Genomic DNA, 24,679 nt, shown 5'->3' with positions numbered 1-24,679 from the left:
ATCAACGGCTTTCTTTCGGGCATCACTATGGCCGGAGCCAACCCTTAGCGCACTTCCATCGGCACCACCGTCGTCTCCTTGATCTCCTCCATCACGAAGGACGCCGAAACGTCCGACAGCGCCACCTTGGCGATCAGCCGCTGGTAGAGCCGGTCATAGGCCTTCACGTCGGCGACGCGGGCGCGCAAGACATAGTCGAGGTCGCCGGACATGCGGTAGACTCCCGTGATCTCGGAAAACCCGGTCACCGCCGCCCGGAATTTCTGCAACCACTCGGGATCATGATTTGAGGTCCGAACCAGGATGAACACGGAGAGGCCGAGCCCGAGCTTCTCGGCATCGACCAACGCCACCCGGCCGGTGATGACGCCATCCTCCTCCAGCCGCTTGACGCGTCGCCAGCAGGCGTTGCGCGACAACGCCACCCGCTCCGACAGCTGATCAACAGACAACGTGCCGTCGCGTTGCAATTCGGCGAGCAATTTCCGATCGATTTCGTCGATTTCGATGGCCATGTGGGATGTTTGTCCCACGAACAAGCAAAATACAAGGACATTTTGAGACCGATGAACCGACGAACCGTGCCAGGATACCCCTATCGAGAACTTGAAGCGCTGAAGGGGAAGCAACATGTCGGTCGCACGGATTTTCACCTCCCATCCGGCCAAGGTCGGCGAAACCTATTTCGGTCACATGGCCTTTGCCGCCTGGTTTTCCTCGCGCCTGCTGACGGCCGCCGGGGCCGCCCTCGTTCACGCTTTCTTGCCATTTCTGTTCGAGACTACCGCCAGCCGAATCGTCCGCGAACTTTACGAGCGGACGCACAACAGAGGTTCGCACGCGGTCAAGGAGCCCAAGGCCCTTCCGGACCGCGCCTAGGAACGGACGAAGCGATGTGCCGGTGGGCGGCCTATCTCGGTGAAGCGGTCTTCCTCGAAAACATCCTCACGGCGCCCTGCCACTCGCTGATCGCCCAGAGCCATTGCGCCGAGGAAGCCAAGTCGCCGACCAATGGCGATGGTTTCGGCCTTGCCTGGTATGGCGACCGGCCCGAGCCCGGCCTCTACCGCGACATCCTGCCGGCCTGGTCCGATCCCAATCTGAAGAGCTTGTGCCGACAGATCAAATCCGGATTGTTTCTCGCCCATGTGCGCGCCTCGACCGGCGGCGCCACCAGCCGCATGAATTGCCATCCCTTCATCTCGGGCCCTTGGTCGTTCATGCACAACGGCCAGATCGGCGGCTTCGAGAAGATCCGCCGCGCGCTGGAAAATTCGCTGTCCGACGCCGTCTTCGACCAGCGCGAGGGCACCACCGATTCCGAGCTGTTTTTTCTCCTGATGATCGACGAAGGGTTGGCCGCCGATCCGCAAGGCGCCGTCGCCCGTGCCACCAGCCGCGTGCTGGAGGCTTCGCGGCGTGCCGGCATCGAGCCGGCGCTGAAGCTGACGGCCGCCCTTTCCGACGGGCAGGCGCTCCACGCGGTCCGCTACGCCACGGACGACCACGCGCCCACCCTCTATACCGCCTCCAAGGGCGGCGGCCGCTGCATCGTCTCCGAACCCTTCGACCGTGAAGGCGGCGACTGGCAGGCGATTCCGCCATCGAGCTTCATCACCATGACCAGGGATGGCATGAATATTCAGCCGTTTGCGCCGGCCCCCGCGAAGCTGGCGTTGGCCGGGTAGCCTCCTCGCGGCGCGAATTGCCGTAGAGAGCCGTCCACCAAGCTATTGAGCGAATCGATCCAACCCATAGGGCGCCAGCAATGGATCACGCTCGCCGTCGAGGATTTCGCGCGCGGCGAACAAGCCGGCCGCCGGCGCCAGCGTGATGCCGGAATGCGTGACCGCGATATAGAGGCCGTCCATGCCCTCGGCGCGGCCGATGATCGGGAAGCCGTCGATCGGCGTCGGCCGGTAACCGAGCGTATGGAAATCGAGCTCCAGGCCATCGCCGCCGCGCAGCATGGCCTGCAGCGCCGCAAACAGCTCGCGCGCCGTCGCCGCCGCATCCATCCCCGGATCGGCACCGCCGAAATCTGATCCGGCGATGATGCGGCCTTGCGCCGTCTGGCGCATGTGCAGCCGCTCGGTCAGCACCAGCCCGTTGAGCAATTTTTTGTAAGGCCGCGAATGGACGATCAGGCCGGGCGGCATTTCGATCGGTAGCCTTATGCCGGCCGTCGCGGCAATCTCTGGCGAGCCGACGCCAGCCGCGATCACCACCTCGTCGGCGGCGAGCAGGCCATGGGCGGTGTCCACGCCCGTCGTCCTGCCCCCGGTCTGAACAAGCGCTGTAACCGTGCTGGAGACGAAGCGCGCACCGCGCCGTTCGGCGTCGGCCAGCAGCGCGTTCGTCGCTGCGACCGGCTCGGCGACACCCTCCTCGGCGACATGTAAGGCAAAGTCGGGAAGCCCGGCGAGATTGGGCTCGATGCCGACCGCGCCGGCGCGGTCGACCCGCCTGATGCCATAACCCCAGGACGAATGCTCCGCCGCATAGGCCTCCAATTTGTCCGACGGCAAGTCCCAGCACAGCCCGCCGCACCAGGCGAGCGGAAGGCCGGGCAGGTCCTGCGCCAGCCGCGACCATTCCGCCATGGAGCGGATGCGCAGCCGGAAATACGGTTCCGGATTGCCCCAGCTGGCATTTATCCAGGCAAACGAGTTCGGCGTCGCCACGCCGCCGGCAGCGCTGTCGGCAATGACCGTCACCTGCGCGCCCGCCTTGGCCAGGTGCCAGGCGATCGAGGCGCCGATGATGCCGGCGCCGATGACGATCACTTTCTTGCTCATGCAGGATCTCCATCGAACAGGTCTTCTGATGCCATCGCGTCGTCCCTATCTCAAGAGCCGGCGGACCAATCCGGGCAAATCTGTTCGACAGGCCGGGAAAGCGCTGCTAGAAGCCCGCGCCACAGACAGGATTCCATAAATTGGCTGAAGACATCGAACAGGCGGTATCGCGCCGCCGTACTTTCGCGATCATCGCCCACCCGGACGCCGGCAAGACGACGCTCACCGAAAAGCTGCTGCTGTTCGGTGGCGCCATCCAGCTTGCCGGCGAGGTCAAGGCCAAGAAGGACCGCATCCAGACCCGATCGGACTGGATGAAGATCGAGCGCGAACGCGGCATTTCGGTCGTCACCTCGGTGATGACGTTCGAGTATGAGGACAATGTCTTCAATCTGCTCGACACGCCCGGCCACGAGGATTTCGCCGACGACACCTACCGCACGCTGTCGGCGGTCGACTCAGCGGTCATGATCATCGACGCCGCCAAGGGCATCGAGCCGCGCACGCTGAAGCTGTTCGAGGTCTGCCGGCTGCGCGACATCCCGATCATCACCTTCGTCAACAAGATGGACCGCGAGAGCCGCGATCCCTTCGAGATACTGGACGAAATCGAGCAGAAGCTGGCGCTCGATACCGCGCCCATCACCTGGCCGATCGGCCGCGGCAGGACGTTTTCGGGCACTTACCACCTGGCGCTGAACGCCGTGCGCAAGGGCGATGACGAGAAGGAACGCACTCCGGTCAACGGTCCCGATTCCAACCGCGTCGCCGGCCTGTTGCCGGAAAACGAGCGCGAGGCCTTCATCGAGGAGCTGGAACTCGCGCGCGAAGCCTGCCGTCCGCTCGACATCGACGCCTTTCGCGAGGGCCATCTGACGCCGGTCTATTTCGGCTCGGCGCTGCGCAATTACGGCGTGCGCGACCTGATCGAGGCGCTCGGCGCTTTCGGGCCGCCGCCGCGCGCGCAGGATGCCGACACCCGGATGGTGGAGGCGACCGAGGACAAGATGACCTCCTTCGTTTTCAAGATCCAGGCCAACATGGATCCCAACCACCGCGACCGCATCGCCTTCGTGCGCGTCTGCTCGGGCAAGCTCGAGCGCGGCATGAAGGCCAAGCTGGTGCGCACCGGCAAGCCGATGAGCCTGTCTGCGCCGCAATTCTTCTTCGCCCGCACCCGCGTCACCGCCGACGAGGCCTTTGCCGGCGACGTCGTCGGCATCCCCAACCACGGCACGCTGCGCATCGGCGACACGCTGACCGAGGGCGAGGAAATCCTGTTCCGCGGCGTGCCGAACTTCGCCCCGGAAATCCTGCGTCGTGTGCGCCTCGGTGATGCGATGAAGGCCAAGAAGCTGAAGGAGGCGCTGCACCAGATGGCGGAGGAGGGCGTCGTGCAGCTGTTTTCGCCCGAGGACGGCTCGCCGGCCATCGTCGGCGTCGTCGGTGCGCTGCAGCTCGACGTGCTGAAGGAGCGGCTGAACTTCGAATACACGCTGCCGGTCGAATTCGAGATGTCGCGTTTTTCGGTCTGCCGCTGGATATCGGCTGACGACAAGACGGAAGTGCAGCGCTTCATCGAAGCCCATCGCGGCGACATTGCCCGCGATCTCGACAACGACCCGGTGTTCCTCGCCCAGCACGCCTTCTCGCTGAATTACGAGGCCGAGCGCTGGAAGGCGATCCGCTTCGCCACGATCAAGGACTACCAGGTCCGCGACAAGGCGGCGTAGCGGCGCTGCCTTTTTCCTTCTCCCCTTGTTGTGGGAGAAGGTGTCGCTGAAGGCGACGGATGAGGGGCAGCGCCGGCCTCAAAAATCAATGGACAGCCCTGCCCTTCGCAGGCTCAGGGCGTTCGAAGCTCGGAAAAGCCAATCAATTGGCTTTCCGTCCGCTTACGCGGACCACTTCTCACCCCTTCGCCGCCTCTTCGATCTTGGCGATGTCGATCTTGCCCATCTTCATCATCGCACTCATCACCCGGCCGGCCTTTTCCCGGTCCGGATCCTGGAGCAGGCGCGGCAGCTGTTCCGGCACCACCTGCCAGGAGACGCCGAACTTGTCCTTCAGCCAGCTGCACGGGCCGGGCTCGCCGCCCTCGGTGAGCCTCTCCCAGAAATAGTCGACTTCTTCCTGCGTCTTGCAGTCGATCGACTGCGACATCGCCTCGTTGAACTTGAATTGCGGTCCGCCGTTGAGCGCCTGGAACGGCACGCCGTCGAGCTCGAACGTGGTCAGCAGCACTTTGCCTTCATCGGCGTGGCCCTTGGGCCAACGCATGACGCTCAGCACCTTCGAATTCTTGAAGATGGAGACATAGTGGTTCATCGCCTCTTCGGCCTGTCCATCGAACCACAGGCAGGTGGTGATCTTTTGCATGTCGTGCTCCTCGGTTGCTTCTTGCTGCTACAATGGAACGGCCGTCTGAGAAAATGGTCCCACTCCCTTGCCGTTGATCCAAGGACGGGCGCCCGGTAGGCGATCCGACACGGGAGGCCATCTTTTTTCGCAAACTCTGAATTTTTCTGGAGAATCTGGCGCATTGCAAAAATGTGGCCAGACAATAATTGCCGGTCTATAACGCCTGCGATCCATATTCAGGAACGCGACGCTCCGCATCGGGCGCAGCCAGCCAGCTAAGGAAAGTTCATGCCTGCCTATCGCTCCCGCACCACCACCCATGGCCGCAACATGGCCGGCGCCCGCGGCCTCTGGCGCGCCACCGGCATGAAGGACAGCGATTTCGGCAAGCCGATCATCGCCGTGGTCAACTCCTTTACCCAGTTCGTGCCGGGCCACGTCCACCTGAAGGATCTCGGCCAGCTGGTCGCGCGCGAGATCGAGAAGGCCGGCGGCGTCGCCAAGGAATTCAACACCATCGCCGTCGATGACGGCATCGCCATGGGCCATGACGGCATGCTCTATTCGCTGCCGTCGCGCGAGCTGATCGCCGATTCCGTCGAGTACATGGTCAACGCCCACTGCGCCGACGCCATGGTCTGTATCTCCAATTGCGACAAGATCACGCCCGGCATGCTGATGGCCTCGCTGCGCCTCAACATCCCGACCGTCTTCGTCTCCGGCGGGCCGATGGAAGCGGGCAAGGTGGTGCTCGCCGGAAAGGCGCAGGCGCTCGACTTGGTCGACGCCATGGTCGCCGCCGCCGACGACAAGATCTCCGACGAGGACGTCAAGGTCATCGAGCGCTCCGCCTGCCCGACCTGCGGTTCCTGCTCGGGCATGTTCACCGCCAATTCGATGAACTGCCTGACCGAAGCGCTCGGCCTGTCGCTGCCGGGCAACGGTTCGACACTGGCGACGCACGCCGACCGCAAGCGGCTGTTCGTCGAGGCCGGACACTTGATCGTCGATCTCGCCCAACGCTATTACGAGCAGGACGACGAGACGGCGCTGCCGCGCAGCATCGCTTCAAAGGGCGCGTTCGAGAACGCCATGACGCTCGACATCGCGATGGGTGGCTCGACCAACACCGTGCTGCACATCCTGGCCGCGGCGCATGAGGGTGAGGTCGACTTCACCATGGAGGATATCGACCGGCTGTCGCGGCGGGTGCCCGTGCTGTGCAAGGTGGCGCCGGCCAAGTCCGACGTGCACATGGAGGACGTCCACCGCGCCGGCGGCATCATGGCGATCCTCGGCCAGCTCGACCAAGCCGGACTGATCAACCGCGACCTGCCGACCGTGCACACATCAAGCCTCGGCGAGGCGCTCGATCATTGGGATATTTCGCGCACCTCAAGCCAGAACGTGCGAGATTTCTTCCTCGCCGCGCCCGGCGGCGTGCCGACGCAGGTCGCCTTCAGCCAGGATCGTCGCTGGGACGAGCTCGATCTGGACCGCGAGACGGGCGTTATCCGCTCGGCGAAGACGCCTTTTTCCAAAGACGGCGGCCTTGCCGTGCTCAAGGGCAACCTGGCGCTCGACGGCTGTATCGTGAAGACGGCCGGCGTCGACGAGTCGATCCTGAAATTCACCGGCCCGGCGCGGGTGTTCGAAAGCCAGGATGCCTCGGTCAAGGCGATTCTCTCGAATGAGATCAAGGCCGGCGACGTCGTCGTCATCCGCTATGAAGGACCGCGCGGCGGCCCCGGCATGCAGGAAATGCTCTATCCGACCAGCTATTTGAAATCGAAAAGCTTGGGCAAAGCTTGCGCGCTGATCACCGACGGGCGCTTCTCCGGCGGCACGTCGGGCCTGTCGATCGGCCATGTCTCGCCCGAAGCCGCCGAAGGCGGCACGATCGGGCTGGTGCGGGAAGGCGACACGATTGAGATCGACATCCCCAACCGCTCGATCCGCCTCGCCGTGAGCGATGAGGAGCTCGCCAGCCGCCGGGCGGCGATGGCGGCCAAGGGCGCCCTGGCCTGGAAGCCCGAAGAAAAACGCAAGCGCAAGGTGACGACCGCGTTGCGCGCCTACGCCGCCTTCGCCACCAGCGCCGACAAGGGTGCGGTGAGGCACGTTCCGGAGTAGCGCTCGAATCGGCCAGGTTCGTGCTGCCCCTCATTGTCCTGCCGGACATTTCTCCCCGTAAGTGACGGGGAGAAAGGGCTATAACCAAAGATTTCGCCAATTGTAGACGTTGCAAAAATGGCGGCGAGGTCGCAGCATCTCCCTTCTCCCCGTCTCTAGACGGGGAGAAGGTGCCGGCAGGCGGATGAGGGGCGGCGCCACGTGGCAAGATTTTTCGCCCGCCGCGATCACGGCGGCAGCCGACAGGTGCTGATTCTTCGGGGACGACACAGATGGATTTCGACCTTATCGTTCGCGGCGGCACATTGCCTGACGGCAGGGTTGCCGACATCGGCATCGTCGGCGAGACGATCGCGACGATCGAGCCGAAGCTCGATGGCAACGCCGGCACGACGATCGACGCGCGGGGCAATCTGGTCTCTGCGCCGTTCGTCGACCCGCACTTCCATATGGATGCGACGCTCTCCTACGGCATTCCGCGGATAAACGCCTCGGGCACGCTGCTCGAAGGCATTGCTCTGTGGGGCGAACTGAAGCCGCTCCTGACGCATGAGGCGGTGCGCGATCGCGCGCTCGCCTATTGCGACTGGGCGGTGTCGATGGGATTGCTCGCCATCCGCACCCATGTCGATGTCTGTGACGACAGGCTGCTGGCGGTCGAAGCCCTGCTCGACGTCAAGAAGACGGTGGCGCCCTATATCGACCTGCAATTGGTCGCCTTTCCACAGGATGGGCTCTACCGCTCGCCCGGTGCACGGGAAAACACCATCCGCGCGCTGGATCTGGGCGTCGATGTCGTCGGCGGCATTCCTCATTTCGAGCGCACCATGGCCGAGGGCACGCGCTCGGTGACCGAGCTTTGCGAGATCGCGGCAAAACGCGGCCTGATGGTGGACCTGCATTGCGACGAGACCGACGACCCGCTGTCGCGCCACATCGAGCAACTGGCCTATGAGACGCAGCGTCTCGGCCTTCAGGGCAAGGTGGCCGGCTCGCATCTCACCTCGATGCATTCGATGGACAATTACTACGTCTCGAAACTCCTGCCGCTGATCGCCGAGGCGGGCGTCTCCGTCATCCCCAATCCTTTGATCAACATCATGCTGCAGGGGCGCCACGACACGTTTCCCAAGCGCCGCGGCATGACCCGGGTCAAGGAGATGCTGGCGCTGGGCATCCGCGTCGGCTGGGGCCAGGATTGCGTGCTCGATCCCTGGTATTCGCTGGGCACCGCCGACATGCTCGACGTCGCCTTCATGGGGCTTCACGTCGCCCAGATGTCGAGCCCGGCCGACATGGCGCGCTGTTTCGACATGGTCACCAACGTCAATGCCGCCATCATGGGGCTCGATCATCTGGGCCTCGCCGTCGGCAAGCGCGCCAGCCTGGTCGTTCTCGACGCCGGCAATCCGGTCGAGGCCATTCGCCTGCGCCCCGAACGCATTTGCGTCATCGCCAGGGGCAAAGTGGTGGCGGAACGAACCAGGCAGGACACCAGGCTTGCCATCCCCGGCAGGCCGGCATTGGTGAACCGGCGGCACGTATCGTCCTAGACCCAGCCGATTTCCGGCGCTGGCCTTGCCGATTCCCGGATTTCTCCTCGTCAAAACGGCCGCTTCCGTCTACGACGCGGCCTGGAGCAATTCCAGGAAAAGTGTGTACGGTTTTCCGTCCGGAATTGCGCGAAATAAAGAGATAGAGCGGTTCGCCGTTTTCGTAAACGGTGAACCGCTCTAGACAGGCAAGGAATCGGGATCGGCATGACGCAACCCGTGGCGCAGAATACCACAATCAGGAACGTGCTTCTGGCCGGCATTCTGCTGATGCTGGCCGGCGACTTCCTGTTTGCGCTCAACGACGCCATGGGCAAATGGCTGGTCGCCAGCTTTTCCGTCGGCCAGGTGGTTCTGATCAGGTCGATCGGCGCGTTTTTCGTGCTCGGTCCGATGATCGCCCACCAGGGCGCCGCCAAGCTGTTCCGCATGGAAAGGCCCGAATTGCAGGTCCTGCGCGTCATCATGACCACGCTCGATACCGGACTCTTCTATGCCGCCGTCGTCTATCTGCCGCTTGCGGATGTGATGAGCTTCTATATGGCCGGGCCGATCTATGTGGCGGCACTCTCGCATCTCCTGCTTGGCGAGAAGGTCGGCTGGCGCCGCTGGATGGCGATCCTGCTCGGCTTCTGCGGCGTGCTGATCATGCTCAAGCCCTCCTCGGCGGCTTTCTCGCTGTCGTCGGGCTTCGCGCTGGCGGGCAGCATTGCCTTCGCTTTCGCCATCATCCTCAACCGGCGTTTGCGCGGCACCAGCGACACCAATCTGGTGACATGGCAGACCATCGGCACGCTGCTGGTCGGCGGCGCCCTGACCATCGGCGCCTGGCACACGCCGTCGGCGCTCGATTTCGGCGCCATGCTGCTGCTCGGCATCGTCTCCTGCGGTGCCCATCTGATGATCACCCGGGCGCTCAAGCTGGCCCCGGCCTCGACGCTGGCGCCGCTGCACTACACGCTGCTTCTATGGGCGGTGGTGTTCGGGCTGGCGTTCTTCGGCGACGTTCCCGGCCCGCGCATCCTCATCGGCTCGGTCATCGTCGTGCTGGCCGGCTTGTTCATCTTCCATCGCCAGAAGGTGGTCGACACGACGGTGCCGCCTGAAAACGTGCCGAAGGGTGTGAATTAGCCCTCGCGGATCGCCGCCAGGTGCCGTGAAAATTCCGCCGTCTCCATCAGCGCCTTGCAGCGCGCGAAGCGGCCGTCGGCATAGGCCCGAAAATCGTCGACGGGATTGTCGTTGGCCAGCTGGATCAGTCCCCACAGCGTCCACAACAGGTCGCACATCGCCTTGTAGATGACGATGCGCCCTCGCTCCGCCGGTTTCGCCTCGCCCCCGAAATAAGCGCGGATCATCTCCTCGTCCTGCGCGGCATCGAACTTGCCTTCGACGGAGAGGTCGCCAAGATCCCAGAGCGGATCGTTCATTCCTGAATATTCCCAGTCGACGATCCACATCCTGTCACCCGCATCGATAAAATTCTCGCACAGCGGGTCGCAATGACAGGCGACGACGGGCAGCGGGTGGGCCGACAGCGCCGCGCGCACGCCACCGGCCTCGCGCACCACGTCGTGATAGCCGGCGGGCAGGGCGACCTCCTTGGTCGACAGCACCTTCAGATAGTCATCGATCATCGCGAACAGTTCGAAACGGAACGGAAACACCGCACCGGACGAATGCAGCTTGCGGAAGGCCTCTCCCGCACGCGCCGGGCTGCCCGGCCGAACCCTGAATTTTTCCGGCGACATGGTTACGGCGCCGGCGATGAAGCGCGTCACCATCACGCCGGTGCCCGGATCGACATGCAGCACCTCGGGGCTGACGCCTGCCTTAGCCGCCTCGCGCGCCGCCACCGCCTCATTGGCGCGGTTGATATATTCCTCGGTGCCTTTGCCTGGAATGCGCAGGCAGAAGTCCCCGGCCTTGAAAACCAGGTTGGTGAGGCCGCCAAGCCGCTCCAGCGTCCCGTTATAGCCGGCCAGCATGGGAATGGCGGCAAGTTTTGTCCGTGCCTCGTCCATTGTCATGCCCGCTCCCCCGCTGTTATTTGTCGCAGAGACGGTTCCACAAAATTCGTGCTTTGGCTATCATCCGTGCGAGACCAATTTAGGGCATGGCGGACAGGACGAAAGTGACCGACAGCAAGCATAAGGGCGCGCTTGGCGCTGCCTACGCGGCCAAGCGCCCGGAAGACGTGGCGGCGCTCTATGACCGTTGGTCGCAGACCTACGACAGCGACATGTCGGCCGCCGGCTATCGCCATCCCACCATCTGCCTGGCCTTGCTGGCAAGGCATCTGCCGCGTGGCTCGGCACCGCTGCTCGATGCCGGGGCCGGCACCGGGCTCATCGGCGAATGGCTCGACATTGCCGGCTATCCCGAGGTCGAGGCGCTCGACATCTCGCAAGGCATGCTGGATCAGGCAGAGCGCAAGGGCGTCTATTCGGCCCTGCATTGCCTGGCGCTTGGCGGGCCGCTGCCCTTTGCCGACAATGCCTATGCCGGGGTGATCTCGGCCGGCGTCTTTACCTCGGGCCATGTCGGTGCCGAAGGGCTGGACGAACTGATCCGCATCTGCCGGCCGGGCGGCGTGATCGTGCTGACGGTCAAGAACACGATCTGGGATCTGGGCTTTAACGCGAGGGTCGCGGAGCTGGAGGCGCAGGGGCTGGTCACCCGCATCGAGGAAACGCGCCCGTACGTCTCGATGCCGGGCGAGGCCGACACGGTGCCCAGCCGCTGCCTCGCCTTGCGTGTGAACTGATCAGGCTTTGATCCTGTTCCCGGCCGGATCATACATCGGCTCGAGATGGATCTTTGCCGGCGTGCGCTGCATCGCCACGACCAGCTCATAGCGGCCCGAGGCGAGAAAATCGTCGCTCACGCCGTCGGCATTGCGCACATAGCCGTAGCCGATGTTCTTCTCCACGGTGTAGCCATAGCCGCCGTTGCTGAGATAGCCGACCGGCTCGCCATTGCGCAGGATCGTCTCGCGCCCGACGAGCACGATGTCCTGATCGTCGACCGTGAAGCCGGCGAAACGCTTCTTCAATGGCCCGCCAGTGATTTTCTCCAAGGCGCGCCGCCCTACGAAATCCGTGTTCTTGCGAAGCTTCACCGCCCAGCCGAGGCCGGCTTCCAGCGGCGTGTCGTTGGGGGTGATATCGGAGCCCCAGGCGCGATAGCCCTTTTCCAGTCGCAGCGATTCCAGGGCCCGGTAGCCGACCGGGCGGATATCATGTTGCTTGCCTGCCGACATCAACGCGTCGAAGATCTCGCCGGTTGCGGAGATCGGCACGTGCAGCTCCCAGCCGAGTTCCCCGACATAGGTGACGCGCAACGCCCGCACGGTGTGGCCGGCAACGACAATCTCGCGGGCATGGCCGAATGGGAAACCGCTGTTGGAAACGTCGGCATCGGTCACGCCGGCCAGCACTTCGCGGGCGCGCGGTCCCATCAGCGACAGCGTGCCGAAATCCTCGGTGACGTCGGTGAGCGTGATGTCGAGCTCCTTTTCGACATGGTCGCTGATCCAGGACAGGTCATGGGTGCGGAAGCCCGTGCCGGTAACGATATAGAACCTGTCCTCGCCGAACCGCGACACGGTGAGATCGGCCTCTATGCCGCCGCGCGTGTTGAGAAGCTGCGTATAGGTCAGCCGGCCGGCCGGCTTGTTGACGTCATTGGCGCAAATCCAGTCCAGCGCCTTCGGCGCGTCGGGCCCGGTCAGCTCGTATTTGGCGAAGGACGACTGGTCGAAGATGCCGACCTTCTCGCGCACATGGCGATGTTCGTCGCCGACGGCTGAAAACCAATTCTGCCGGCCCATGGAATAGACGTCACGCGGCTCGACGCCTTCGGGGGCGAACCAGTTCGGCCGCTCCCAGCCGAGCTTCGAACCGAACACGGCGCGATGCTGTTTCAGCCTGTTGTACAGCGGCGAAACGATGCGCGGCCTGCCGGAGAGATACTCCTCATGTGGAAAGCCGATCGTGTAGTGCTTGCCATAGGCTTCCAGCGTGCGCTCGCGGACCCAATGCCGGTCGCGGTGCAGGCTGGAAAAGCGCCTGATGTCGACGACCCACAGATCGAACGGCGCCTCGCCATCGACCACCCATTGCGCCAGCACCCAGCCGGCGCCGCCGCCCGAAGCGATGCCGAAGGCGTTGAAGCCGGCGCCGACGAACATGTTGGCGCATTCGGGCGCCACGCCGAGGATGAAATTGCCGTCCGGCGTGAAACTCTCGGCCCCGTTGATCATCTGCTTGACGCCGACGGTTTCCAGCGCCGGCACGCGCGCGATCGCCTGGCTCATATGCTGTTCGAAATGATCATAGTCGTCGTCGAACAGCCGGAACTCCCAGTCATTGGGCACGTCGCCTCCGGGGAGATCTGTCGTCCAGGCCTGCGGGTTTGGCTCATAGCCGCCCATCACCAGCCCGCCGACCTCTTCCTTGAAATAGGTGCGCCGGTCCGGGTCGCGGATGGTCGGGACATCGGTCGCCAGCCCGTCGATCTTCTCGGTGACGATAAACTGGTGCTTCACCGGCTGCAGCGGCACGTTGATGCCGGCCATGGCGCCAACCTGCCGTGCCCATTGTCCTGCGCAGTTCACCACCTTGTCGCAGGCGATGTCGCCCATGTTGGTCTTCACCGCAATGATGCGGCCGCCTTTGATCTCGAAGCCGGTGACGCGCACTTCCTCGTAAAGCCTTGCGCCATGCATGCGCGCGCCCTTGGCCAGCGACTGGGTGACGTCGGATGGGCTCGCCTGACCGTCGGTCGGCAGCCAGGAAGCGCCGACGAGATCGCCGGTTTCCATCAGCGGCCACATGTTCTTGACCTCTGCCGGCGACAGCAACTCCATGTCCATGCCAAAGCTCTTCGCTGTCGTCGCCAGCCTCTCGTACTCGGTCCAGCGGTCGGCATTGGTGGCAAGGCGCAGGCACCCGCTCATCTTCCAGCCGGTGGCAAGGCCGGTCTCGGCCTCCAGGCCCTTGTAGAGGTTGACCGAATATTTGAGCACGCGGGTGATCGAGGCCGACGAGCGCAGCTGCCCGACCAGGCCGGCGGCGTGCCAGGTCGAGCCCGAGGTCAGCTTGCCCTGTTCGAGCAGCACCACATCTGCCTTGTGGTCGCGGGCCAGATGGTAGGCCGTCGAGCAGCCGATAATGCCGCCGCCGATGACGACGATCGCTGCCTGGGTTGGCAAGGTCATGAATTCAGGTCCCGTATTTTGTCCGGTAGTTTTCCAGCGCGGCATCGAGCCGCGTCAGGTTCTCTTCCGTGTAGGCGACGTAGTCGATGCCGGGCACGTCGAGGTAGAGTTCCGAAACCATGCTCCACATCGCCTCGCGCAGCAGCGAGGCGCATTGCATGGCCGCATGCGAGCGGCGGATCGCCTCGTCCGGCTCCTTCATGAAATAAGCGGTCAGGAAGGCGAAGGATTCCTCGTCGCTCATGCCGGCGTTCGAGGCGACGCCGGCAAGGTCGAACATCGCGGTATTGAAGCCGGCATATTCGAAGTCGATCAGCCATAGCCTGCTGCCGTCGTCGAGAATATTCGCCGGCAAAAGATCATTGTGGCCGAACACGATCGGCAGCAGTTTCTGGGCGCGTTCGAGCTCGTCGGCCAGCATCAGCAGACGCGGCAGGTCGCTCGCCTTGCGGCTGCCGGCGTCCTCCAGCGTGCGCGCATAGTCGCGGATGACGTGGAACACCCAGAACATGAAGCCGGCACCGGAGACGTGGTTGGGCATCTCACGGTGGAAGCCGCGCATCAGGGCGGCGACACGGCCGAGATTGGCGCGCACGTCCTCAGCCAGACAGGTCTTGGCGCCGAGATACTCCGTCACGAGAATGCCGGGTTCGGCATGGCGGACCGCCGGCGCGAAACCGGCGGCATGCGCGGCGCGTGCGGTCATCACCTCACGCTCGCGAAAGACGTGGTGGAAGGGATAGTCCCTGCCGAAACGCACGACATGCCTCCCGGCCGCGTCCTTAACCCGATAATTGGCATTGCTCAGCCCGCCGGGCAGCGGCTCGATCTCGACGCTGCCTGTCCAGCAAGGCAGGGCGCGGATGCGGTCCTCGGCCGTCATGAATTCGCCCTTCGTCCGGCAAGGCGCCGACGGGGCGGCACCACCGTGGCGACCCGCCGTTTGTCCGGACGCTCGTTCTGGCAAAGACCTCGCCGGCGCGGCATTCGGGATCGGTATCCCGCGCCGCACCGACGAGCCCCACGTGCCGGGCTCTTCGAGGCCGGCATCCGCCCCCGCGGATGAGAAAATTCTTCCAGTCGCCCTCGCGTCAGGCAGTTTCCAGACCTTGGGGCACACAAATTCGGATCAGGCTCCGCTATCGCTTTTCCGTGGCAGTGCGAGCCTGACACGGCATCAGTGTCACGCCGGGTAAGCCACGTTGTCAACGAGATTCTGTGGCTTTTTCTGCTTTCCTGCCCGTATTCTTTCGAGATTCCTTGTAATATGCGGCAGATTTGCCATAGAAGCGGTCACTGCATCATGGCGCGACTGGAAATGACCCGATGAGCCATTCCAAGCGGCACGGCGAAATCCTGCGGTTTCTGCAGGAGGAAGGCACCGTCACCATCGCCAGCCTGGCCGACCGGCTAGGCGTCTCGCTGGAAACCGTTCGCCGCGACGTCAAGCCCCTCACCAGCGACGGCTCGCTCCTGAAGATGCATGGCGCCGTCGGCCTGCCGTCGACGATCGGCGAAGCGCCGTTCGAACGGCGCATGCGCGAGAACGCCGAGGCCAAGCGCCTCATCGCCCGCATGGTCGCCGCCACCATCCGCGACGGCGAATCGATCATGCTCGACACGGGAACGACCACCTCGTTCCTGGCGCGTGAACTGCTCGGCCATCGGCGGCTGACGGTCGTCACCAACTCATCCGACATCGCCCGCACGCTGGCCACCGTCAACGGCAACAAGGTCTACATGGCCGGCGGTGAGCTGCGCAGCGATTCCGGCGCCGCCTTCGGCGCCTCGGCCATCGACTTCGTCAGCCGCTTCTCGGTCAGCCATGCGGTGATCTCGACGGGTGCCGTCGATGCGGTGACGGGTGTCATGGATTACGATCTCGACGAGGCCGAGTTCGCCCGCATGGTGCTGTCGCGCGGCCAGCGTTCGCTCGTCGTCACCGATCATTCCAAGTTCGGGCGCCAAGGCCTGGTCCAGGTCTGCGGCTTCGATGGCTTTTCCGAGCTCGCCACCGACCGGCCGCCGCCGCGCGACATCGCTGCTGGCCTGGCGCAGGCCGGCGCGCGGCTCAGCGTCGCGGGCGAGGCAGCCTGAGCTAACCGAATACCAGCGACTGGTGGGCGCATATGCCGGCGAAGGCGCCGCCCGATACGGCGAAGGCGATGTTGTGCATCGCGCGTGACGCGTCCCCGGCGGCGTAGACGCCGGGAACCGTCGTCTGCTGCCTGTCATCGATTGATATCACCGGGCCAAGGGGACCGTCCGTGAAGCCGCAACCGAGCTGTTCGGCCACCGGGCTCGCCATTGTATTGCGCGGCGCGGTGAATATCGCGCGAACCCCCGCCTTTCGGCCGCCGTCGAGGATCACCGTCAAGCCGCCCGCGCCATCCTCCCGCAGTTCGGCGACCGCAGCGGGTTCGAACCTCACATTCTTGCCTTCAAGGACAGACATCTGTTCGGCATCGGGCTCGATCAGGCGATTGCCGAACAGCGTGACGTCGCCCCAGTCGGCGATCAACTGCGCCTGATGCAGGGACATGGGCCCGGTCGCCAGCACGCCAAGCGGCCCGCCGGAAACCTCGTAGCCGTGGCAATAGGGGCAGTGCAGCACGGTCTTGCCCCACTGCTCGGCAAGCCCGGGAACTTCCGGCAGGATGTCGCGCACGCCGGTGGCCAGAACCAGCCGCGCGGCGCCAAAGGTCTCGCCGCCCTCTGTGCTGATTTCGAAGTCGCTGCTGCTATTGGCGACCGCCTTGTCCGCACGTCCCTTGACAAGGCGAGCCGTCGGATAGGCTAGCAACTGCCGTCTTGCCTCCTCCAGGATGGCGCCTGGCGTGCGCCCGTCTTGGCCGAGGAAGCCGTGCGAATGCGCGGCGAACCGATTTCGGGGCTGGCCGGCGTCGATCACCAGGACGTTGCGCCGGGCCCGGGCCGCCTGGATGGCGGCGGACAAGCCGGCAAAGCTGCCGCCGACGACGGCAAGATCATACTGCATGGCTGGAGACTCCGATGAGGTCGTAACGGCGGCGGAAGTCGGCGGTCAGGTCGGCCAGCGTGATACGGCTGAGCTTCTCCGCCAGCAGCTTCTCCGCCGCGATCCGAAAATCGTCGAGGACGGCGATGACGGCCTGCTCGACAAGGCAGCCGGGGCTCTCCGGCTCGGTGCCGAACTGCAGCAGCGTCTCGCCAAGCGCGGCGCTGATTTCGGCCAGCGAGATCTCGTCGGGCGGGCGCCCGAGCAGCCAGCCGCCGCCATGTCCGCGTGAAGAGGTGACGATGCCGGCATCCCGCAACCCCGCGATGGTGCGGCGCACCACGACCGGATTGGTATGGATGAAGGTGGCAAGCTGCTCCGAGGTCAGCGCCCGCTCGGGCTTCTCGGCCATGTGGACCAGAATGTGCAAGGTGGAAGACAGCCGGCTGTTGCGTTTCATGTAACTTATTTAGTTACAATTCTGGGGGCCGTCAAGTTGCCGATCCGTTTCCACTTCCCAGTGTCGTCCCCGCCGTGTTTAGTCGGGCCATGGCTTTCACCATCCGCCAGTTGCAGTTCTTCATCGCCGTCGCCGAGCAGGGCACGGTGTCGGGTGCCGCGCAGAACCTCTCCATTTCGCAATCCTCGGTCACCGAAGCGATCAAGGAGCTCGAAGGCGATCTCGGCGTCGAATTATTCGACCGCCATCCGCGCGGCCTCAACATCACCCACAAGGGCCACCAGTTCCTGCGTCATGCCACCAAGATCCTGGCCGATGTGTCCGATGCGCGCCGCGCCTTCCTCGGCGAGCAGGCGACAGCGGGCGGCCGGCTGCAGCTCGGCGTCACCTCGCTGGTCGCCGGCTATGTGCTGTCGGACCTGCTTTCCCGCTACCGTCGTGCCTATCCCGGCGTCGAGGTCTCGGCAATCGAGGACAATGGCGACTATCTCGAGCATCTGCTGATCGGCGGCAAGCTGGACATCGCCGTGATGGTCACGTCCAATCTGCGCGACCGAACCGCGCTGCAATCGGAAATCCTTGAAGTCTCGGCTTACCGCCTGTGGCTGCCGCTCGGGCATCCGCTCGCCGGCGCCGACATCATCGGCATCGGCGACATCGCTTCGGAGCCGCTGATCATGCTGACCGTCGACGAGATCGAGGAGAACACCGGCAAGTTGCTGACGGCAATCGGCGCCAAGCCGCATGTCGCCTTCCGCACCCGTTCGGTCGAAGCGGTGCGCAGCCTCGTCGCCACCGGCGCGGGCGTGGCGCTGCTGCCCGACCTCGTCTACCGGCCGTGGTCGCTGGAAGGCGACCGCATCGAGTCGCGCGACGTCTCCGGTGCCCTACCCGTCGTCCAGGTCGGGATGGTCTGGCGCCGCGGCTCCGGCCTGCCGCAGGCTGCGCGCGATTTCATCGGTCTGGCGCAGTCGCAGCGCATGGTTCGCCAGCGCCCCGACAAGAACGGCCGCTAATCTATCGGAAAAACCGATATCCCCCTTCTGATAAATGAATTTGCGAAACCGGGATTTTCACAGCAACTTCGCTTCAGGGAACAAAGCCGCCGCCGAAGCGCGGGCCTATCAATGGGAGATCGATGATGAATTCATTCCTGAAGTCATGCACTGCATTGACGGTCGCGCTGACCTTCTCCGGCCATGCCATCGCTCAGGTCACGGAACTCGGCAAGGGTGAAGGCGAGGTCGATATCGTCGCCTGGCCGGGCTATATCGAGCGTGGCGAAACCGACAAGGGCTATGACTGGGTCACCGCCTTCGAGAAGGAAAGCGGCTGCAAGGTCAACGTCAAGACCGCCAACACGTCGGACGAGATGGTCTCGCTGATGAACGAGGGCGGCTTCGACCTCGTCACCGCTTCGGGCGATGCATCGCTGCGCCTCGTTGCCGGCAAGCGCGTGCAGCCGATCAACACCGACCTCATCCCGAGTTGGAAGACGGTCGACGACCGCATCAAGGACGCCCCCTGGTTCACCGTCGACAAGGTTCATTATGGCGTCCCCTACCAGTGGGGGCCGAACGTCCTGATGTACAATACCGATGTCTTCAAGGAAGCGCCCAAGAGCTGGAACATCGTCTTCGAGGAGATGAAGCTGCCGGACGGCAAATCAAACAAGGGCCGCGTCCAGGCCTATGACGGCCCGATCCACATCGCCGATGCCGCCAACTACCTGATGTTCCACAAGCCGGAGCTCGGCATCAAGGACCCCTACGAGTTGAACGAGGACCAGTACAAGGCCGCGCTCGAGTTGCTGCGCGTCCAGCGCACGCTGGTCGGCCGCTACTGGCACGATGCCGCCATCCAGGTCGACGATTTCCAGAACGAAGGCGTGGTTGCCTCCGGCTCGTGGCCATACCAGGTCAACACGCTGATCGCGGCCAAGAAGCCCATCGCCTCGACCGTGCCGGAGGAAGGCGTCACCGGCTGGGCCGACACCACTATGATGGAGGCCGACGCGGCACATCCGAACTGCGCCTATATGTGGCTCGAACACTCGCTTTCGCCCAAGGTGCAGGGCGACGTCTCGGCCTGGTTCGGCTCGCTGCCGGTCGTCCCCGCCGCCTGCAAGGGCAACGAGCTCCTGACCGACGAAGGCTGCAAGACCAACGGCTACGAAAACTTCGACAAGATCAAGTTCTGGAAGACGCCGGTGACCAAATGCGCCACCCGGAACGACCAGTGCGTGCCCTATTACCGCTGGGTGTCGGACTATATCGGCGTCATCGGCGGGCGATGATTTTCTTCACCCTCCCCTTGTGGGGAGGGTCGACGCGCAGCGTCGGGGCGGGGCGTCGCGGCGGTCTGTGCCAGAGCACCCCCACCCGCGACTTCGCCGCGACCTCCCGCATCGAGAGGAGGTAAGTGGCGCGCGTTCGCCGTCCAGCCACGATTGCGGGCGACCGAAGAGAACCCAATCGGCAAGAGACTGACACCCCATGACCTCAGCCGTTTCCTTTCAAAAAGTCTCGCGCCATTTCGGCAGCGTGCGCGCCGTCGACACGGTCGACCTCGAAATCGTGCCTGGCGAGTTCTTCGCCATGCTCGGGCCGTCCGGTTCCGGCAAGACGACCTGCCTGCGCCTCATTGCCGGCTTCGAGCAGCCGACGGCGGGTTCGATTTCGATCTTCGGCGAGCGCGCCGAGGGTGTTCCGCCCTATCGCCGCAACGTCAACACCGTCTTCCAGGACTATGCGCTGTTCCCGCATCTCGATGTGCTCGACAATGTCGCCTATGGTTTGATGGTCAAGGGCGTCGGCAAGGCCGGGCGGCACAAGGCAGCGGAAGAGGCGCTGTCGCTGGTCAGGCTGCCCGGCTACGGCGCCCGCCGCCCTGGCCAGCTTTCCGGCGGTCAGCGCCAGCGCGTCGCGCTGGCCCGCGCACTGGTCAACCAGCCCAAGGTGCTGCTGCTCGACGAGCCGCTCGGCGCGCTCGACCTCAAATTGCGCGAGAACATGCAGGAAGAGCTGAAGTCGCTGCAAAAGGCGCTCGGCATAACGTTCGTCTTCGTCACCCACGATCAGGGCGAGGCGCTGTCGATGGCCGATCGCGTCGCCGTCTTCAACGACGGCAGGATCATGCAGATCGGCACGCCGGAAGATATCTACCAGCGGCCGAGCACTCGCTTCGTCGCCGATTTCGTCGGTTCCTCCAACGTGCTGCCGCCGGATTTCGTCCAGCGCTATTGCGGCCAGCGCCGCTGGGGCAGCCTGCGACCCGAATCGATCCGCGTCGGCCGCGCCGCGAAAGGCGACGGCGTGGCCGCGCGCCTCGTCTCAACTAACTATCTCGGGGCGACCACCAGGCTGGCGCTCGATGCCGACGGTCTGAAATTGCACGCCATCGTGCCTGCCGGCACGGCCTTGCCCAGGGAAGGCGAGGCGGTGGTGCTCACCTTCAACCGGGAGAGCCTGCATTTGATGGACGAGGCGGTGTGATGAAGGCTTGCGCGAAGCACCCCCCTCTGTCCTGCCGGACATCTCCCCCGCAAGGGGGGAGATTGGCTGCCCTTTCGGGTTTCGCCAATTTCCAACGTCGCAGAATTGGCGAGGCTGAGAAATTGCCAATCTCCCCCCGTGAGGGGGAGATGTCCGGCAGGACAGAGGGGGGCGACGCAGAACGCGGCCTCTCATATAATTCTCTTCAGCACACGGCGGCCCCATGACCATTGCCGCGCTCAACCCCAGCCCAGCCCCTGCCATCCTGCCCGGCAGCGGCGGCATACGCGGCGCGCTCTCCGACCTCTTCTGGCGCAGGCCGCAACTGCTCCTTCTGCTTATGCTGCTGCCGCCGGTCCTGTGGCTCGGCATCGTCTATATCGGCTCGTTGTTCGCTCTTTTGGCGCAGAGCTTTTTCTCGATCGACGAGTTCTCCGGGCTTATCAACCGTGAGTTCACGTTGAAGACCTATGGCGACCTGTTGCAGGCCGCCAATCTGGACATCATTCTGCGCACGGTGACGATGGCGGCCCTGGTGACGCTGGCCTCGGCTGTCGTCGCTTTCCCCATTGCCTATTACGCGGCGCGCTATGCGCGCGGCCGCTGGAAAGCGCTGTTCTATCTCGGCGTCATGCTGCCGCTGTGGTCGAGCTACCTGGTCAAGATCTACGCCTGGAAATTGATCCTGGCCAAGGAAGGCATTCTCACCTGGCTGCTCGCCAAGCTGAACCTGTTGGGGTTGCTCGATGCGTGGCTGTCGCTGCCGGTCGTCGGCGGCAACTCGCTGTCGGTGTCCTTCACCGGCACCTTCATCGTCTTCGTCTATGTCTGGCTGCCCTTCATGATCCTGCCGGTGCAGGCAGCCCTCGAGCGCGTGCCCGGCAATCTGGTCGAAGCCTCTTCCGACCTTGGCGCGTCGCCCGGCCAGACTTTTCGCAATGTGCTGTTCCCGCTGGCGCTGCCCGGCATCGTCGCCGGCTCGATCTTCACCTTTTCGCTGACATTGGGCGACTACATCATCCCGCAGATCATCGGCACGTCGCGCCTGTTCATCGGCCAGGCCGTCTATTCGCAGCAAGGCACGGCCGGCAACATCCCGCTCGCCGCCGCCTTCACGGTGGTGCCGATCGTCATCATGGGCTTCTATCTCTGGGGCGCCAAGCGCATGGGGGCCTTCGATGCGCTCTGACCGTGCCCAATCGGCTCCGCTTGGCCTGAAGATCGCTGCGGCCTGCGGCCTGCTGTTCCTGCATCTACCGATCCTGCTGATCTTCGTCTATGCCTTCACGACCGAAGAGAAGAGCTTCGTCTGGCCGCCGCCGGGGCTCACCACGCAGTGGTTCGCCGTCACCTGGAACCGGCCGGACGTGTGGCAAGCGCTGTCGCTCTCGGTGCGCGTCGCCGCCATCTCAACGGCCATCGCGCTGGTTCTCGGCACGCTGTGCGCCGCCGCGGTGTCACGGACGAAATTCTTCGGCCGTGAAACCATTTCGCTGCTGGTCATCCTGCCGATCGCGCTGCCCGGCATCATCACCGGCATTGCGCTGCGTTCGGCTTTCGCGCTGGCCGACATTCCGTTCTCGTTCTGGACGATCGTGCTCGGCCACGCCACCTTCTGCGTGGTTGTCGTCTACAACAATGCCGTTGCCCGCTTCCGCCGCACCTCGGGCTCGATGATCGAGGCCTCGATGGATCTCGGCGCGGATGGTTTCCAGACCTTCCGGCATATCGTGTTGCCCAACATCGCCACGGCGCTGCTTGCCGGCGGCATGCTGGCCTTCGCGCTGTCGTTCGACGAGGTCATCGTCACCACCTTCACCGCCGGCCAGCAGCAGACGCTGCCGATCTGGATGCTTGAAGAACTGATCCGCCCGCGCCAGCGCCCGGTCACCAATGTCGTGGCGATGGTGGTGGTGCTGGTGACGCTGCTGCCGATCCTCGCCGCCTACTACCTGACCCGCGACGGCGACCAGATCGCCGGCAGCGGGAAATGAAATAGTGAGCAGTGAGTAGTGAGTAGTGAGTAGTGAATAGTGAATGGGAGGATGGTGAATAGTAGTTTTGGATAGTGAATACGCGGCAGAAACCTACTCACTACTCACTACTCACTACTCACTACTCACTATTCACTACTCACTATTCATCATTCACTACTCACTATTGCCAATGGAGAACCCAATGGACACCCAGATGTTGATCGGCTCGAAGTTCGAGAAAGGCACCGAGACCGAGGAGCCGGTCCTCAATCCGAAGACCGGGGCGACCATTCTCAATCTCCCCGAGGCGAGCCCGGCGCAGATCGAGGCGGCGGTGACGGCTGCCGGGAAGGCGTTCACGGCTTGGTCGCGTACCACGCCCGCGCAGCGCTCGGGCTATCTCCTTAAGATCGCCGACCGCATAGAGGCCGAAGCCAGGGAATTCGCGGCGCTCGAGGCGCTGAACTGCGGCAAGCCGATCAATGCCGTGCTCAATGATGAAATCCCGGCGATCGTCGACTGCTACCGTTTCTTCGCCGGCGCCGTCCGCTCCATGCCAGGCCAGGTAGCCGGGGAATACCTGCCGGGCCACACCTCGATGGTCCGGCGCGATCCGATCGGCATCGTCGCTTCCATCGCGCCGTGGAATTACCCGTTGATGATGATGGCCTGGAAGGTGGCGCCGGCGATCGGCGGCGGCAATACGGTCGTCTTCAAACCGTCGGAACAGACGCCGCTGACGGCGCTGAAACTGGCGAAGATCCTGGCCGAAATCCTGCCCGAAGGGGTCGTCAATGTCGTGCTCGGACGCGGCGACAGCGTCGGCAATACGCTGATCAACCATCCCAAGGTCAACATGATCTCGATCACCGGCGATGTCGCCACCGGCAAGAAGGTGCTGCAGGCGGCCGCCAAGTCGGTCAAGCGCACGCATCTGGAACTCGGCGGCAAGGCCCCGGTCATCGTCTTCGACGATGCCGACCTCGGCGCCGTGGTCAACGGCCTGCGCGCCTTCGGCTACTACAATGCCGGCCAGGACTGCACCGCCGCCTGCCGCATCTATGCCGGCAAGAAGGTCTACGACAAGCTCGTCGCCGATCTCTCCTCGGCCGTGTCGACCATCAAGTACAATCTGCCGGACGATGCCGAGAACGAGATCGGCCCATTGATCTCGCGCCGCCAGCGCGATCGTGTCTCGAGCTTCGTCGAGCGCGCCTCGGAATTGAAGCACATCGAGATCACCACCGGCGGCAAGCCGGGCGAGGGCACTGGCTTCTACTACCAGCCGACCGTCGTCGCCGGCGCCTTGCAGGAGGACGAGATCGTGCGCCGCGAAGTGTTTGGTCCGGTCGTCTCGGTGACCCGCTTCACGGATGTCGACGAGGCGGTGAACTGGGCCAATGACAGCGATTATGGCCTGGCATCGTCGGTGTGGACCAGGGACGTCTCACGCGCCATGGCGACCGCCGCTCGCCTGCAATATGGCTGCACCTGGATCAACACCCACTTCATGCTGACCAACGAGATGCCGCATGGCGGGCTGAAGCAGTCCGGTTACGGCAAGGACATGTCGCTCTACGCACTGGAGGATTATACCGCCGTGCGCCATGTGATGGTGGCGCACGGGTAATCTGTCTCGTTCCGGCAAAGGCAGATCTTATATGGCTGTGGCCGGCGCCGGCGACCCCGCTTGAGAGGGTCGTCAG

The 24,679-nt window shown here is 64.1% G+C and carries 22 protein-coding genes; 14 read left to right on the top strand and 8 right to left on the bottom strand.

All coding sequences use genetic code 11. The features are described 5' to 3' along the window. Positions 1-44 precede the first annotated feature (44 nt). Positions 45-515, bottom strand: coding sequence for an Lrp/AsnC family transcriptional regulator (locus FJ959_RS10425; protein ID WP_140497095.1), 471 nt, complete (start codon positions 513-515; stop codon positions 45-47). Positions 516-630: 115 nt separating this feature from the next. On the opposite strand from FJ959_RS10425, the gene FJ959_RS10420 reads away from it, so the two are divergent. Continuing rightward, entirely contained in the window at positions 631-879 is a 249-nt protein-coding gene (locus tag FJ959_RS10420) for a DUF6356 family protein (RefSeq protein ID WP_140512988.1), read from the top strand. A gap of 14 nt (positions 880-893) precedes the next feature. Continuing rightward, positions 894-1,688, top strand: a complete 795-nt coding sequence (locus FJ959_RS10415; RefSeq protein WP_140580523.1) for a class II glutamine amidotransferase — start codon at positions 894-896, stop codon at positions 1,686-1,688. A gap of 42 nt (positions 1,689-1,730) precedes the next feature. On the opposite strand, the gene FJ959_RS10410 is transcribed toward FJ959_RS10415, so the two are convergent. Continuing rightward, entirely contained in the window at positions 1,731-2,798 is a 1,068-nt protein-coding gene (locus tag FJ959_RS10410; RefSeq protein ID WP_140630048.1) for an FAD-binding oxidoreductase, read from the bottom strand. A 140-nt stretch (positions 2,799-2,938) separates the two neighbouring features. Here FJ959_RS10410 and FJ959_RS10405 point away from each other — a divergent pair, with 140 nt between their 5' ends. Then, on the top strand, positions 2,939-4,531 hold the full coding sequence (locus FJ959_RS10405) for a peptide chain release factor 3 (protein WP_140630045.1): 1,593 nt from the start codon (positions 2,939-2,941) through the stop codon (positions 4,529-4,531). Between the two features lie 178 nt (positions 4,532-4,709). Here the strand turns inward: FJ959_RS10405 and FJ959_RS10400 are convergent, their stop codons facing one another. Further along, positions 4,710-5,177: a VOC family protein gene (locus FJ959_RS10400; protein WP_140497085.1), complete on the bottom strand. Its 468-nt coding sequence runs from the start codon at positions 5,175-5,177 to the stop codon at positions 4,710-4,712. 270 nt (positions 5,178-5,447) lie between these two features. Here FJ959_RS10400 and ilvD point away from each other — a divergent pair, with 270 nt between their 5' ends. From ilvD to FJ959_RS10380, 3 genes are all read left to right on the top strand, one after another. After that, positions 5,448-7,292 carry a dihydroxy-acid dehydratase gene (gene ilvD, locus FJ959_RS10395; protein ID WP_140523649.1) on the top strand — a complete coding sequence of 615 codons (1,845 nt, stop codon included), beginning with the start codon at positions 5,448-5,450 and terminating at the stop codon, positions 7,290-7,292. Positions 7,293-7,564: 272 nt separating this feature from the next. Further along, positions 7,565-8,845 carry an amidohydrolase family protein gene (locus FJ959_RS10385; RefSeq protein WP_140630043.1) on the top strand — a complete coding sequence of 427 codons (1,281 nt, stop codon included), beginning with the start codon at positions 7,565-7,567 and terminating at the stop codon, positions 8,843-8,845. A gap of 207 nt (positions 8,846-9,052) precedes the next feature. Further along, complete coding sequence (locus FJ959_RS10380; RefSeq protein ID WP_140497079.1) at positions 9,053-9,976, top strand: DMT family transporter; 924 nt, start codon at positions 9,053-9,055, stop codon at positions 9,974-9,976. On the opposite strand, the gene FJ959_RS10375 is transcribed toward FJ959_RS10380, so the two are convergent. Beyond that, complete coding sequence (locus FJ959_RS10375; RefSeq protein ID WP_140630040.1) at positions 9,973-10,875, bottom strand: phosphotransferase family protein; 903 nt, start codon at positions 10,873-10,875, stop codon at positions 9,973-9,975. The genes FJ959_RS10380 and FJ959_RS10375 overlap by 4 nt on opposite strands. A gap of 104 nt (positions 10,876-10,979) precedes the next feature. Between FJ959_RS10375 and FJ959_RS10370 the strand changes: the two genes are divergently transcribed. Beyond that, entirely contained in the window at positions 10,980-11,612 is a 633-nt protein-coding gene (locus FJ959_RS10370) for a class I SAM-dependent methyltransferase (protein ID WP_181165288.1), read from the top strand. Here FJ959_RS10370 and FJ959_RS10365 read toward each other — a convergent pair whose 3' ends face one another. Further along, positions 11,613-14,066: an FAD-dependent oxidoreductase gene (locus FJ959_RS10365; protein WP_140630037.1), complete on the bottom strand. Its 2,454-nt coding sequence runs from the start codon at positions 14,064-14,066 to the stop codon at positions 11,613-11,615. Between the two features lie 4 nt (positions 14,067-14,070). Beyond that, entirely contained in the window at positions 14,071-14,949 is an 879-nt protein-coding gene (locus FJ959_RS10360) for a phosphotransferase family protein (RefSeq protein ID WP_140497071.1), read from the bottom strand. Positions 14,950-15,392: 443 nt separating this feature from the next. Here FJ959_RS10360 and FJ959_RS10355 point away from each other — a divergent pair, with 443 nt between their 5' ends. Further along, positions 15,393-16,163, top strand: a complete 771-nt coding sequence (locus tag FJ959_RS10355; protein ID WP_140497069.1) for a DeoR/GlpR family DNA-binding transcription regulator — start codon at positions 15,393-15,395, stop codon at positions 16,161-16,163. 1 nt (position 16,164) lies between these two features. On the opposite strand, the gene FJ959_RS10350 is transcribed toward FJ959_RS10355, so the two are convergent. Both FJ959_RS10350 and FJ959_RS10345 read right to left on the bottom strand, forming a co-directional pair. Next, a complete protein-coding gene (locus tag FJ959_RS10350; protein WP_140523662.1) occupies positions 16,165-17,064 on the bottom strand; it encodes an NAD(P)/FAD-dependent oxidoreductase in 900 nt (299 codons plus the stop codon). After that, positions 17,054-17,503 carry an Rrf2 family transcriptional regulator gene (locus tag FJ959_RS10345; RefSeq protein WP_140523665.1) on the bottom strand — a complete coding sequence of 150 codons (450 nt, stop codon included), beginning with the start codon at positions 17,501-17,503 and terminating at the stop codon, positions 17,054-17,056. Before FJ959_RS10345 ends, FJ959_RS10350 begins: the two co-directional genes overlap by 11 nt. A gap of 89 nt (positions 17,504-17,592) precedes the next feature. Here FJ959_RS10345 and FJ959_RS10340 point away from each other — a divergent pair, with 89 nt between their 5' ends. The 6 genes from FJ959_RS10340 (at position 17,593) to FJ959_RS10305 (ending at position 24,603) form a co-directional block, all read left to right on the top strand. Beyond that, positions 17,593-18,519, top strand: coding sequence for a LysR substrate-binding domain-containing protein (locus tag FJ959_RS10340; RefSeq protein WP_140513010.1), 927 nt, complete (start codon positions 17,593-17,595; stop codon positions 18,517-18,519). Positions 18,520-18,644: 125 nt separating this feature from the next. Next, on the top strand, positions 18,645-19,799 hold the full coding sequence (locus FJ959_RS10335) for an ABC transporter substrate-binding protein (protein ID WP_140523667.1): 1,155 nt from the start codon (positions 18,645-18,647) through the stop codon (positions 19,797-19,799). Between the two features lie 199 nt (positions 19,800-19,998). Continuing rightward, the gene (locus tag FJ959_RS10330; protein WP_140523670.1) at positions 19,999-20,997 is read left to right on the top strand and encodes an ABC transporter ATP-binding protein; all 999 of its coding nucleotides are present in this window, start codon (positions 19,999-20,001) and stop codon (positions 20,995-20,997) included. Positions 20,998-21,220: 223 nt separating this feature from the next. Next, positions 21,221-22,186, top strand: a complete 966-nt coding sequence (locus FJ959_RS10320; protein WP_140513016.1) for an ABC transporter permease — start codon at positions 21,221-21,223, stop codon at positions 22,184-22,186. After that, the gene (locus FJ959_RS10315) at positions 22,176-22,991 is read left to right on the top strand and encodes an ABC transporter permease (RefSeq protein ID WP_140523673.1); all 816 of its coding nucleotides are present in this window, start codon (positions 22,176-22,178) and stop codon (positions 22,989-22,991) included. The genes FJ959_RS10320 and FJ959_RS10315 overlap by 11 nt, the downstream gene beginning before the upstream one ends. Before the next feature lie 184 nt (positions 22,992-23,175). Then, positions 23,176-24,603: a gamma-aminobutyraldehyde dehydrogenase gene (locus FJ959_RS10305; RefSeq protein ID WP_140630034.1), complete on the top strand. Its 1,428-nt coding sequence runs from the start codon at positions 23,176-23,178 to the stop codon at positions 24,601-24,603. The last annotated feature ends 76 nt before the right edge of the window (positions 24,604-24,679 follow it).

Source organism: Mesorhizobium sp. B2-2-4 (assembly GCF_006442375.1).
Lineage (GTDB): Bacteria > Pseudomonadota > Alphaproteobacteria > Rhizobiales > Rhizobiaceae > Mesorhizobium.
This window is presented reverse-complemented; position numbering and strand designations above follow the sequence as displayed.

Bases quoted from the DNA above. Each gene is read 5' to 3' on its own strand.
- FJ959_RS10315 (WP_140523673.1), top strand. From the start codon at position 22,176: ATGCGCTCTGACCGTGCCCAATCGGCTCCGCTTGGCCTGAAGATCGCT.
- FJ959_RS10335 (WP_140523667.1), top strand. From the start codon at position 18,645: ATGAATTCATTCCTGAAGTCATGCACTGCATTGACGGTCGCGCTGACC.
- FJ959_RS10350 (WP_140523662.1), bottom strand. From the start codon at position 17,064: ATGCAGTATGATCTTGCCGTCGTCGGCGGCAGCTTTGCCGGCTTGTCC.
- FJ959_RS10410 (WP_140630048.1), bottom strand. From the start codon at position 2,798: ATGAGCAAGAAAGTGATCGTCATCGGCGCCGGCATCATCGGCGCCTCG.
- FJ959_RS10400 (WP_140497085.1), bottom strand. From the start codon at position 5,177: ATGCAAAAGATCACCACCTGCCTGTGGTTCGATGGACAGGCCGAAGAG.
- FJ959_RS10340 (WP_140513010.1), top strand. From the start codon at position 17,593: ATGGCTTTCACCATCCGCCAGTTGCAGTTCTTCATCGCCGTCGCCGAG.
- FJ959_RS10385 (WP_140630043.1), top strand. From the start codon at position 7,565: ATGGATTTCGACCTTATCGTTCGCGGCGGCACATTGCCTGACGGCAGG.
- FJ959_RS10330 (WP_140523670.1), top strand. From the start codon at position 19,999: ATGACCTCAGCCGTTTCCTTTCAAAAAGTCTCGCGCCATTTCGGCAGC.
- FJ959_RS10365 (WP_140630037.1), bottom strand. From the start codon at position 14,066: ATGACCTTGCCAACCCAGGCAGCGATCGTCGTCATCGGCGGCGGCATT.
- FJ959_RS10355 (WP_140497069.1), top strand. From the start codon at position 15,393: ATGAGCCATTCCAAGCGGCACGGCGAAATCCTGCGGTTTCTGCAGGAG.
- FJ959_RS10345 (WP_140523665.1), bottom strand. From the start codon at position 17,503: ATGAAACGCAACAGCCGGCTGTCTTCCACCTTGCACATTCTGGTCCAC.
- ilvD (WP_140523649.1), top strand. From the start codon at position 5,448: ATGCCTGCCTATCGCTCCCGCACCACCACCCATGGCCGCAACATGGCC.
- FJ959_RS10380 (WP_140497079.1), top strand. From the start codon at position 9,053: ATGACGCAACCCGTGGCGCAGAATACCACAATCAGGAACGTGCTTCTG.
- FJ959_RS10375 (WP_140630040.1), bottom strand. From the start codon at position 10,875: ATGACAATGGACGAGGCACGGACAAAACTTGCCGCCATTCCCATGCTG.
- FJ959_RS10360 (WP_140497071.1), bottom strand. From the start codon at position 14,949: ATGACGGCCGAGGACCGCATCCGCGCCCTGCCTTGCTGGACAGGCAGC.
- FJ959_RS10415 (WP_140580523.1), top strand. From the start codon at position 894: ATGTGCCGGTGGGCGGCCTATCTCGGTGAAGCGGTCTTCCTCGAAAAC.
- FJ959_RS10420 (WP_140512988.1), top strand. From the start codon at position 631: ATGTCGGTCGCACGGATTTTCACCTCCCATCCGGCCAAGGTCGGCGAA.
- FJ959_RS10425 (WP_140497095.1), bottom strand. From the start codon at position 515: ATGGCCATCGAAATCGACGAAATCGATCGGAAATTGCTCGCCGAATTG.
- FJ959_RS10320 (WP_140513016.1), top strand. From the start codon at position 21,221: ATGACCATTGCCGCGCTCAACCCCAGCCCAGCCCCTGCCATCCTGCCC.
- FJ959_RS10305 (WP_140630034.1), top strand. From the start codon at position 23,176: ATGGACACCCAGATGTTGATCGGCTCGAAGTTCGAGAAAGGCACCGAG.